We start from the raw sequence: 6,823 nt of genomic DNA, 5'->3' as shown, positions 1-6,823 counted from the left end.
CCGGTAGATCACGCCGTCGACCATCTCGACGCGCCAGCCGAGGGCCATGAGCGTGTCGTGGGCGAGCGTCGCCGGATCGGTGCCGCCCTCCCCTCGGGCTTCCATCGCCGCGCGGATGTCGTGCATCTCCATGACCGACGGCACACCGCGCTCGACGTGGTGGTCTTCGATCAGGGCCAGGGCTGCGACGATGATCCTGCCAGTCATCGGCACCAAGACGCGGCCCCGCACCACCGCATCTGCCGGATCGAGCCCGTAGTGGCCGGCCCGTCGATGAGCGCAGTCCCAACGAGCTGCGGATCCGGCTGGTTCGCATGTATCAGCGCGATCGCTGACCAGCAGCAGAACACGAGCGCGAGGGTCCAGAGGGCGGCGCGCGCGGTACGGATGATGCGCTTTGACATGAGGGCACGAGCTGTTAGCGAACTGTTGTGCGTCGGAGCTAGCCCCCTGGACGGCCGCATCATCGCCGCTCGCCCACAGTTCCGCGCCGGGACCTGACCGCCGCCCTGCCCCGGACCCTCTGCTAACCGCCCCTGCACTTGGGCCGCGCCGCGTCCATCTCAGAACCGGGGCGTCACGCGATCCGCTGCACGAGATGCAGGTAGTCGGGATCGAAGTCGCAGAACGCCTTCAGTCGCTCCACGTCGGGGATGTCGAGCCGACGCCCGCGCAGCACGATCAGCTCCGCCGCCCGCAGAGCCTGCACCGTCCGGTTCACATGCACGGGCGTGATGCCCAACACTTCGCCCAGATCGTGCTGGGCGAGGGGAAGATCGTAGCCGTCCGCGTCGGCCACACCCGCCACCCGGAGGCGCATCAGCAGCTCGCAGAACAGGTGCGCCAGTTGCTGGTCCGCCTCTCGCTGGCCCATGCTCACCAGCCACTCGCGCAGGATCGCCTCGTCCACCAGCGTCGCCCACCACAACGCCCGGGCGATACGTGGGTGGTTCTCGGTTAGGTCGAGGACGGTGGTCGGGGGCAGTTCTGCGAGCGTGCAGGGCGACACAGTGGCGATGCCGTGGTCCATGTGGCCGAGGATGGCGACGTGCAGGTCGCAGAAGTCGCCGGGCACCAGCAAGGCCATGATCTGGCGCTTGCCGTTGCGCATGATCTTGTAGCGGCAGGCGAAGCCGGAGAGCACGAGGTGCACGTCCTCGGGCCGGTCGCCCTGCTCGATGATGTCCTGCCGGGCCCCGACGCAGCGGGTGCGCGCGAGGCTGGTAAGCCGATCGTGGTCCGCCTGCGTGAGATCTGCGCCGCGTCCGAGCTTGCGGATGAGCGGGCTGAACACCGTGCCCCCGTATTTTTCCTGCGCGGACCTCTCTGATCCGGCGGGGCAACCTATGTAGTGATGTACGGCTGCGCAACTCGCGCCTCAACGCATGTCCCCTGCGCGGGGCTTCACTGGTCACCCTGCGCAGTCGGGATCCCGGGATCGTTCAGCGCGTCGGCTAAGTCCAGCAACGTGGTCGTGCCGAACACGCGGATCTCTGCGCTCACGGTCTAGCGACGGACATGCTGATCCGAGCCGTCATCACGCGCTCATTGCGCTCATCGAGGGCATCGGCCCAGAACTCGTTGCGGCCGGGATGCCTGCCCTCATCGTGCATGATGGCGGCAAGGGTCTGGCGTAGAACGCCCTCCAGCGCGTCCAGGTCGGGCAACTCGATCCCGTCCCGGTCACTGGCTTTGAAGCCGTCATAGGTCGTGACGAAGTAGCGTGGCATGCGGCTCTCCCACGGTCGGGGCGGGAGCACTCACATCTCTCGGCCGCTGGCGCCCGGGTACTCAGGCCAGCGATGGTGCGGTTGTAGACGAAACCGGTACCGCCGCCGCCACATAGATCAGGCGCCTCCGCTCAACGCCAAGATCTTGGACGCTCGTGGCCCGGGAGCCGGCCTCCCCCGCATACCATGACAGGTTGACGCACTCGCGCGGAGTTCTACCCTCGATACCGAGGGAGAGACTTCATGCCGTCGTTCGCGAGCATGAACATCGAGGAGATGCGACGAGCCTGCGAGGCTACACGTCGGGAAGCGCAGGCCATCCGGTTGCGCGCCCAGGCTTCTGCCCGGCGAGCATCCGAGGCCCGCGAGGCTCTTGCCGAAGTCATCGAAGGCACGAGGCAAACGCGCGTGGCTCTACAGGTCACGTATGTTAGCGACAGCTCAGCGCTTCCAGCCGACCAACGGAGCGCACTGCCGAGCGCGGTGTCGCGGGTTCTCGCCGCCGCTGGCATGGATGACAGTGACCTCGACGGGCTGATCGGCGACCTGATCGCCGCCTACAAGGAAGCTTGCGCGCTCGGGGACGAGGCAGCGCAAGCTCTGCTCGGCAAGGCGCTCTGGCGGATTGGCCACCACATCGCGAGGCAGGTCGGCCCCAAGGCGGCTGGGGTGGTGCTGAGTTGAGGGGGCGCCCCATGCACAGGTGCGCAGGATGATCAAGGACAAGGAGCACTCCGCGTGCCTGCTACGCAAGATCGCCGATGCTTTGGGAAAGCCGGTTGAGGCGCTCTTCGCAGTGTCGAGCGACTTCGCGGCACCGGAGGGCGCGGGCACCGTGTCGCCCGATGAGGTCCGTGCGCTCTTGACGGCCTTCGTCCGGCTGAAGGACGGCGCATCATCGCCGCGTCCGAAGCCGAGTTGCGACGTGCGACGGATCGCTGACCGCTTGATGCGGATTGCGGCTCACCCCTTCATCTTCGTGGGCGCGGCCAGCAGCAGCGCGGTCCGCAGGCCGTACTACTTGCCCGATGGCCGCATCATTGCACCAGGCCCCAAGGATCGATGCAACCAAGCAGCGGTTGGTGACCTATGAGCGTGGCCGGATCGAGGAAGTCCACTGGGCCTGGGTCGATCCGCGAAAGCCGCGCTTCAACCGCGAACACCCAGCAGTGGGCCACACAGCCTGACGAAGTAGGAACTCGGCTTACCGCCGGGCGGCCGCATCATCGCAGCTCGCCCGGCTCGCGCGCATCCCCGGCCGTGTCGCGGCCGATAGCGAGACGGCTTGATAGCAAGGCGCCATGGCGTCAAGCAGTCTCGAAGCTCAGACGGTGTAGTATCTCGATGGCTCGCGTGCAAAGCGTCTCGACGGCTCGCAAGCGAGGCGTCATGCCGGCTTGAAGCCGTGACGGCGCAGGACGTCGCGGATCGCATCCTCGGCAAGCGCCTGGGCGGTCGTGTCCTGATCGAGGGCGATCTGCCGGAGCGCCTTTCGCTCGGCCGGCGTCATGCGGACGATGATCTGCACGCGCGCGTCGGCGCCCTTGGGTTTCGGGGTGGCGGCTGTCGGCGCCGCGGCCTCGGCGAGCTTCTCCGGTTCGGGCGCCACGGTCTTCCGGGCGAGGCGTTCCGACAGGCTGGTGAGCGGCTGACGATCGGCGGCCATGTCCCTACCCTTCCAAGGCGCGTTGCAGCTCGGCCCACAGCGCCACCATCTCGGCGGCGGCGCGGCCGTCTGGCTCGAACTCGTTCACGGTCTGCCCGCTGATGACGGCATGGGACATGGCGACCCGCTGCGAGATGACGGCGGCGGCCACGGTCGCGCCCATGCGGGTCAGCGTCTCGCGCGCCTCCGCGACGATTGAGGGCTCGGCGGCGCCGGTCCTGGGCGGCGCGTGGTTGATGACGGCGAGCGGCGTCTTGCCGACCCGCTGGGCGAGGTCGAGCGTCGTCGCCACAGCCGCGAGGTCGAACGGGCCTGGCCGGGTCGGAACGAGCACGAGGTCGGCCACGCGCATCGCGTCGGCGATCGAGGTCTCGGCGTGGGGCGGCGTGTCGATGATCGAATAGGCGACGCCCTCGCCCTCGGCGGCCGGCAGGATCCGCGGCAGCTCGCGCGCCTCGCACTCGACGAGGGCCGGCGTGTCGCCCTGGCGGAGGTCCCACCACCACTTGAGCGACCGCTGCGGGTCGGTGTCGAACAACAGCACCGGCTTGCCCGGCCCAGCGGCGATGACGCTCAGGTGCGTGGCGAGTGTGGTCTTGCCGACGCCGCCCTTCCGGGCCGCTATCGTGATGGTTTGCATGCTCAGCGTCTCAGCGTCTCGCTCGCGCGTATGGGAGCCGTCAGTCCAGCGAGCCGTCAAGCTTTTTCCGCAGCGAGACAGCACGCCGTCGAGCGGTGCTGCCGGCTTGCAATCCCGACGTTGAGGCGCGTCGGCGTCGAGACGGATTGCGGTCTTGATCGTTGTAAGTCTCGACGGCTCGACGGCTTGCTATCAAACTATCGCCATCGTAACTTGCGACAATGGTCATTCTCGAAAGCTTGTCCGGTAGGCAGCGCCTATGACAGCGATCCACCTGATAGACGGGACGGGCGGTGCCCGGCTGCCGCTCAAGCCGGCGGTCGGCGCCCCGTGCAACGGCTGCGGGCTCTGCTGCGCGGCCGAGCCCTGCGGGATCGCGCGGGAGTACATCGGCGCCGGCGCCGAGGGCCCGTGTCCCGCGATGGAATTCGAGGCCGGCCGGTTCTGGTGCGGCATGGTCCGCAGGCCCGACCACTACCTCAGGCTTCCACGTCATGGCCCGGCAGGCCGTGCAGCGCGGGATGCGCAGACCGCGATAGCCGTCATCGGTCAGGTCAGCGATGGTCCGGACGCTCATCGCAGCCATCATCCCGTAGTCCTCCGGGGCGGATAGCCCCACGAAGGCGCAGGGCAGCAAGAGTAGTGCTGCCGACCTATGCGGTGGGCCAAGTGCCGGATCAGCGAGAGAAGCGCCGACGCGACCGCGGGCGATCAACGCAGTCGGCCTCTGCTTGGGCACCCTGTAAAAAGGGGCCCAACTTCTTATTCGGAAATAGGGGCAGCTACAGGGAAATGGGTCGACCTGCGCGGGCACCAAAAGCCCCTTTTCGGGGTGGGCTGCCCGACCTCCCTGGCCGTAATCCCCGTGCAGGCTCTCGATCAAGTGGGTGTAGTCTGGCTTCCGGGCGAGGCAAGCCGCGCTGAGCGCCCCCAAGGAGTGAGCCCATGCGCATCCTCGTCGGCTGCGAGATGACCTACGACTTCGCGCAGGACACGCCGGTCGTCGCGATGCTGAACGTCCACGCGTCGCGGTTCTCCGACCTTGAGCGGCCCGACTACCTGCTGACCGTGCCGGCCGTGCCGCTTGAGGGTTACCGGGACAGCTTCGGCAACTGGTGCAACCGGTTCGTCGCCCCCACTGGTCGGTTCATGCTCAAGACCGACACGGTGGTGCGCGACCATGGCAACTGGGACCCGACCGAACCGAACGCGCCCCAGGATGCCGTTCAGAGCCTTCCTGCGGATACGCTGCTCTACCTGCTCGGGAGCCGATACTGCGAGACCGACCGCCTGTCGCAGTTTGCCTGGGACCTGTTCGGGGGCATGACGCCGGGCTGGGGGCGGGTGCAGGCGATCTGCGACTACGTGCACGACCGCATCCGCTTCGGGTACGAGCACTCACGGCCTACGCGCACCGCGCTGGAGGCGTTTGAGGAGCGGCGCGGTGTGTGCCGCGACTACGCCCACCTCGCGATCGCCTTCTGCCGTTGCCTCAACATCCCGGCCCGGTACTGCACCGGCTACATCAGCGACATTGGCCTGCCGCCGCCGCACGCCCCGGGCGACTTCGCGGCGTGGATGGAGATCTATCTGGGCGGGCGCTGGCACACGTTCGACCCACGCAACAACAGCCCGCGCATCGGCCGGATCCTGATCGCCTACGGGCGCGACGCGGCCGATGTCCCCCTGACGCTCACGTTCGGTCCGAACAGTCTGATAGGCTTCCGCGTGACGACGGAGGAGGCGTCGCCGACCGCGCCCGCGTGAAGGACGTTAGGTGGTCGCCTCGTGCTCAGCTCGTCCGTGCCTCTGCAATAACCCCTTATTGGCGTTTGCCGGTGAGAGGGACTATCCCCCTCGCCAGCTCGTGATCGGGTCCAGCGGCGGTATGCCTGGCCTCGAACTGGGCCCTCACCGAACACGGGCAACCTACTGCGGCGCGGACGCCAGCGAACAAACAGCCTGCGGCTGCGTTCTTCAGTCATCCCACAACCTGCAAGCAGGAGCGTGTTCGTCGCGGACACGAGAGCGTTTCCCATGTCTGATCTTCAAAGCATCCGCCCCGAGCGCACTCATCTTGATGTCTGGGACCGCGCGGCCCGTAGCGCCTTCGCCGCTCGGATCGGGGTGAGCGACGAGAAGCTGCGCAAGTCCATCCGGATGGTCGGATCGCGCATCACCACCCTCTCGTCGCACCTTAAGATCTGACTGGGCAGGCGTGAAAGCACTTGAACGGCCAGGTAGTTCGACGGGCCGCACCATCTCAGCAACTCACCAGTCGTCCCGCACCGGGACCCGGTTGCAGCCCTACCCCGGAGCCTCCGCTAGCCGCCCGCGTTCATCCTGTGCCTGGCCACGTCGCGTATCCGCCCAGCGCTGGTGAGATCCGGGGTTCCCCCGCCCGTGAGCAGATCGGGCGGGGCCGAACCGTCTGCCTATCGCTCCAACCGGTAGATCACGCCGTCGACCATCTCGACGCGCCAGCCGAGGGCCATGAGCGTGTCGTGGGCGAGCGTCGCCGGATCGGTGCCGCCCTCCCCTCGGGCTTCCATCGCCGCGCGGATGTCGTGCATCTCCATGACCGACGGCACACCGCGCTCGACGTGGTGGTCTTCGATCAGGGCCAGGGCTGCGACGATGATCCTGCCAGTCATCGGCACCAAGACGCGGCCCCGCACCACCGCATCTGCCGGATCGAGCCCGTAGTGGCCGGCCCGTCGATGAGCGCAGTCCCAACGAGCTGCGGATCCGGCTGGTTCGCGTGTATCAGCGCGATCGCTGACCAGC

The 6,823-nt window shown here is 67.7% G+C and carries 11 protein-coding genes; 4 read left to right on the top strand and 7 right to left on the bottom strand.

Features of this window, described 5'->3' with window-relative positions:
• The 3 genes from Q8W71_RS32030 to Q8W71_RS32020 all read right to left on the bottom strand — a co-directional run.
• On the bottom strand, positions 1-207 hold a 207-nt coding region (locus tag Q8W71_RS32030), incomplete at its 3' end, for a hypothetical protein (protein WP_305529379.1).
• 370 nt (positions 208-577) lie between these two features.
• On the bottom strand, positions 578-1,294 hold the full coding sequence (locus Q8W71_RS32025; RefSeq protein WP_305529378.1) for a Crp/Fnr family transcriptional regulator: 717 nt from the start codon (positions 1,292-1,294) through the stop codon (positions 578-580).
• Between the two features lie 205 nt (positions 1,295-1,499).
• The gene (locus tag Q8W71_RS32020; RefSeq protein WP_305529377.1) at positions 1,500-1,730 is read right to left on the bottom strand and encodes a DUF6894 family protein; all 231 of its coding nucleotides are present in this window, start codon (positions 1,728-1,730) and stop codon (positions 1,500-1,502) included.
• Positions 1,731-1,973: 243 nt separating this feature from the next.
• On the opposite strand from Q8W71_RS32020, the gene Q8W71_RS32015 reads away from it, so the two are divergent.
• Together Q8W71_RS32015 and Q8W71_RS32010 are read left to right on the top strand one after the other, a co-directional pair.
• Positions 1,974-2,414, top strand: a complete 441-nt coding sequence (locus Q8W71_RS32015) for a hypothetical protein (protein ID WP_305529376.1) — start codon at positions 1,974-1,976, stop codon at positions 2,412-2,414.
• 28 nt (positions 2,415-2,442) lie between these two features.
• On the top strand, positions 2,443-2,823 hold the full coding sequence (locus Q8W71_RS32010) for a hypothetical protein (protein ID WP_305529375.1): 381 nt from the start codon (positions 2,443-2,445) through the stop codon (positions 2,821-2,823).
• Between the two features lie 294 nt (positions 2,824-3,117).
• On the opposite strand, the gene Q8W71_RS32005 is transcribed toward Q8W71_RS32010, so the two are convergent.
• The 3 genes from Q8W71_RS32005 to Q8W71_RS31995 are packed head-to-tail and all read right to left on the bottom strand — an operon-like array spanning position 3,118 to position 4,625.
• Entirely contained in the window at positions 3,118-3,396 is a 279-nt protein-coding gene (locus Q8W71_RS32005; RefSeq protein WP_305529374.1) for a ribbon-helix-helix domain-containing protein, read from the bottom strand.
• A gap of 4 nt (positions 3,397-3,400) precedes the next feature.
• Positions 3,401-4,036: a ParA family protein gene (locus Q8W71_RS32000; protein ID WP_305529373.1), complete on the bottom strand. Its 636-nt coding sequence runs from the start codon at positions 4,034-4,036 to the stop codon at positions 3,401-3,403.
• 40 nt (positions 4,037-4,076) lie between these two features.
• A complete protein-coding gene (locus Q8W71_RS31995; protein WP_305529372.1) occupies positions 4,077-4,625 on the bottom strand; it encodes a hypothetical protein in 549 nt (182 codons plus the stop codon).
• Between the two features lie 356 nt (positions 4,626-4,981).
• Between Q8W71_RS31995 and Q8W71_RS31990 the strand changes: the two genes are divergently transcribed.
• Entirely contained in the window at positions 4,982-5,803 is an 822-nt protein-coding gene (locus tag Q8W71_RS31990; RefSeq protein ID WP_305529371.1) for a transglutaminase-like domain-containing protein, read from the top strand.
• Positions 5,804-6,073: 270 nt separating this feature from the next.
• Positions 6,074-6,244 (top strand): DUF3606 domain-containing protein, encoded by a 171-nt coding sequence (locus tag Q8W71_RS31985; protein WP_305529370.1) that lies wholly within the window; start codon positions 6,074-6,076, stop codon positions 6,242-6,244.
• Positions 6,245-6,471: 227 nt separating this feature from the next.
• Here Q8W71_RS31985 and Q8W71_RS31980 read toward each other — a convergent pair.
• Positions 6,472-6,823 (bottom strand): hypothetical protein (locus Q8W71_RS31980; RefSeq protein ID WP_305529369.1); only part of this gene is annotated, 352 nt, incomplete at its 5' end.

Origin of the sequence: Methylobacterium amylolyticum, from assembly GCF_030700245.1 — a bacterium.
In the GTDB taxonomy this organism is placed as follows: domain Bacteria; phylum Pseudomonadota; class Alphaproteobacteria; order Rhizobiales; family Beijerinckiaceae; genus Methylobacterium.
The sequence above is the reverse complement of the archived record's forward strand: the minus strand, read 5'-3'. Positions and strand labels throughout refer to the sequence as shown.